Source organism: Streptomyces sp. NPDC127084 (assembly GCF_042724175.1).
GTDB lineage: Bacteria > Actinomycetota > Actinomycetes > Streptomycetales > Streptomycetaceae > Streptomyces.
Genome location: NZ_JBHXFA010000324.1, coordinates 1 through 2461 on the forward strand (window position 1 = coordinate 1; position 2461 = coordinate 2461).

At 66.5% G+C, this 2461-nt stretch carries 4 protein-coding genes and 1 tRNA gene; 3 read left to right on the forward strand and 2 right to left on the reverse strand.

The window, feature by feature from the left end; all coding sequences use genetic code 11:
- The first annotated feature begins 368 nt into the window (after nucleotides 1-368).
- Both ACFWI9_RS33820 and ACFWI9_RS33825 read left to right on the forward strand, forming a co-directional pair.
- Nucleotides 369-605, forward strand: coding sequence for a hypothetical protein (locus ACFWI9_RS33820; RefSeq protein WP_387169019.1), 237 nt, complete (start codon nucleotides 369-371; stop codon nucleotides 603-605).
- A 562-nt stretch (nucleotides 606-1167) separates the two neighbouring features.
- Nucleotides 1168-1251 (forward strand) — tRNA-Leu (locus ACFWI9_RS33825).
- Nucleotides 1252-1534: 283 nt separating this feature from the next.
- On the opposite strand, the gene ACFWI9_RS33830 is transcribed toward ACFWI9_RS33825, so the two are convergent.
- Together ACFWI9_RS33830 and ACFWI9_RS33835 are read right to left on the reverse strand one after the other, a co-directional pair.
- Nucleotides 1535-1693: a hypothetical protein gene (locus ACFWI9_RS33830; RefSeq protein ID WP_387169022.1), complete on the reverse strand. Its 159-nt coding sequence runs from the start codon at nucleotides 1691-1693 to the stop codon at nucleotides 1535-1537.
- Entirely contained in the window at nucleotides 1690-2037 is a 348-nt protein-coding gene (locus ACFWI9_RS33835; RefSeq protein WP_387169025.1) for a single-stranded DNA-binding protein, read from the reverse strand. Before ACFWI9_RS33835 ends, ACFWI9_RS33830 begins: the two co-directional genes overlap by 4 nt.
- On the opposite strand from ACFWI9_RS33835, the gene ACFWI9_RS33840 reads away from it, so the two are divergent.
- The gene (locus ACFWI9_RS33840; RefSeq protein ID WP_387169028.1) at nucleotides 1972-2427 is read left to right on the forward strand and encodes a site-specific integrase; all 456 of its coding nucleotides are present in this window, start codon (nucleotides 1972-1974) and stop codon (nucleotides 2425-2427) included. The genes ACFWI9_RS33835 and ACFWI9_RS33840 overlap by 66 nt on opposite strands.
- Nucleotides 2428-2461: the final 34 nt, after the last annotated feature.

The following is a 2461-nucleotide window of genomic DNA, read 5'->3' on the forward strand; positions in this document are numbered from 1 at the left end:
GCCCCGACGCCTGAGGACCAGCCTCACTCCGTGGCCAGCGGTTCTTCCCCAACCCCAGCCACGAAACGGACAAGAGCTCACGTTCCGCACTCTCATGCCTTCCAGTCGATGAAACGTCTTCCACGCCCTGCGGAAGACGGAGGTGATCGCCTTGGTCCCTGCGGCACAGCACAGCAAAAAGCCCACGCTTTCGGCGTGGGTAAAGGGGAACTTCCGACCACGACAGCTGACCCAGACGTTACACGCCCGCACGCAGTGTCACCACAGGGAACGCCTCAAGACCTCCGCTACTGACGTTTGAGGCGTGATGTCGTTGGGGGCTGATGGAATGTGATCGTTGCGGTATGCCGGTTGTATGAGGTATCCGCGTGGCTGGCGGCCGCAGACCGGTGCCGTCCGTCACCATGGCTGTGTACGGCGACATCAGTCAGGAGGACTCGCTCGTGATTCCGGATCCTCACCGGCTCAAGGGGGGCGCCGCGCAGCTGGGGGCAACCAGGCCCGGCGAGTACGGCCCGTTCGGCGTCTGGCCGACGTACAGTGACACGGGCGAGCACGGCGACCAGAAACGCGAAGAACCCGAAGACGGTTGCGGTCCCGCTTGACCCGGTTCCCCCTCTGTCAGCCCCAGACGCTCGATCCGGAGCATCCGGGGCGTCCGGGGCGTCCGGGCTTCACCCACACGGTCCGGAGGAAGGTGAACCGTGCATGGTCACGGTCCCCGACTGCGTCGGTTCACCAACGCCACCACCGCCCGAAAGACACGCACCTTTGGGCCATCCGAGGACTCTGCTGCGCAATTGCCGGACGGCTCCGCCACCAGGGTCGGCGACCTGCGACGACGTAGTTATCGCCGCGGCCCACCCGCAGGACTCTGCTGCCCAGCCGAATTGCGCAGCAGAGTCTCCGAGAGAGATTGTCGCGCGAGGCCGCTCCCCGCGGATGAACAGCCCGCACTGCCTGCTGCGACGGTGACATCAACAGGACGAACCGATACCAGCGGCTGAGCCGCGTCTCGGTACTTGTCATGGGCCCCAAGGCCACAGATAGGCTGAAGCCTCGCTTCACAGCACGGTGGGACTGCACGCTGCGGTGACAAGCAGCGCACAGCCCCCACCACACGAGCCAGGGGCCTGGTCGGGCTCAGGGGCGGGTGTGAAGGTGTCAGGGAGTGTGGCGGAACTGGCAGACGCGCCGGATTCAAGTCCCGGTGCCCTTGCGGGCGTGAGGGTTCGACTCCCTCCACTCCTACTCTCCGGTGCCGTCGCCCTGCGGTCGCTCTGCCACCGGCGGTCAGGTCTGGCCGTCCCGTGCTTGTGTCGGAGCCACGGCCAGAATGTTCCGTACCGTCATGGCGTCCAAGCCGGTACGCGTAGCGATGCGCTGAACGGATTCGCCGTTTCGGCGAGCTGCGAGGATCGCCGACGCAAGATCCGGCGGGCCGCCTGCACAGCCTGCTGTGCCGCCGCGACCACCCTCGCGGCAGCCTCCAGATCTTTTCCGTCGCCTACGGGATGTGGAGAAGAGGACGGCATCAGAACGGAGGCTCCTCGGTCGGGGCGTCCGTGTCCGCGCCGTCGGCAGGAGTGGCCGGGCGGACGGGGCTGGCCATGGCCCACGGGTCGTCCGGTGCGGTCTCGCGCGGCGGGACCGGGCGCGTGGTGCGGGTGATGGTCACCGTCGCGAACGTCATGGACGCCCCATATCGTCCGCGTCCAGCACCATCCGCGAACGCTTCTCCCCTTCCGGGCTCTCCCACCGGTCGGTACGCAGCCGTCCCGCCACCACCACCCGGGTCCCCTTCGACAGCGTTATGGGGTGCTCTTCGAGGTGTGTCTTTGACGTCTGTATGGTTACGGATCTTCGTGCCGGGCGTCCGTCGTGGACGCCCCGCACTTGTGTGTCCTTGATGCAAGCTCGGAGTTTTTGGTGCCATTGGTTCAGCGGCTGCGGTCCTCGGACAGCGGCCCGGTGTCGTACACGGTCCTGGGCTCGGACCTCCTCCCGATCGGGCCGGTCGATGATTTCTTGTCCCATCTGACTGCTCGGCGGAGCTCGCCGAATACCGTCCGGGGCTACGCCCACGATCTAGCAAACTTCTTCGCGTGGCTCGACCAGCGCGGTCGCGACTTCCGTATGCTGACGCTGGAGCAACTGGGCGAGTTCTTCGAGTGGCTGCGCAAGCCGCCGCCGACCCGGGTGCCCGGCGTGTTCGTTCTGCCGACCGGCGAGTCGGCGCTGGAGACCAGCACGCTGGTGCGCAAGCGGGCCGCGCTGGGGAGCTTCTACCTGTTCCACTCCCGCCGCGATACCTCCATACCGGCCCTGCTCGGCGATCCTGCCGGCCGTCGGCCCACGGGCCGTCACGTGCCGCTGCTGGCCCACACCCAAAGCTGCGTAGTCGGGTGGTTGTGGTTGTGGGTGTGAGTCTGATAGAAAGAAGCGAAAAGAACAACACACA